This window comes from Brevibacillus sp. HB2.2 (assembly GCF_013284275.1).
Classification (GTDB): Bacteria; Bacillota; Bacilli; order Brevibacillales; family Brevibacillaceae; genus Brevibacillus; species Brevibacillus brevis_D.
Window position 1 is genome coordinate 1 of record NZ_JABSUV010000135.1, and the last position, 210, is coordinate 210.

The window sequence follows — 210 nt, forward strand, 5'->3', positions numbered from 1 at the left end:
TGGGAAAATCGATGTGTTTCACCATTCCGGTACCACTTCATCCAGGTCTTAATTTGCTTTACGTCCCTAATCGCTAACTGTTCTAAAATCTCTTTATTTGAAATGCCTGCTTGCTTCATCTTTACCACTTGCCATTTTACTTCTTCTGGGTAATGCACTCTTGTGCCCATTAAAGAAGCACCTCCTTAGAATCATATTTGGAATACGATT

At 39.0% G+C, this 210-nt stretch carries 1 pseudogene; it reads right to left on the minus strand.

Annotated elements, in window-relative coordinates:
- Positions 1–170 (minus strand): annotated as a pseudogene (locus tag HP401_RS30125) (IS3-like element ISBt2 family transposase); the annotation flags it as partial.
- Positions 171–210 lie beyond the last annotated feature (40 nt).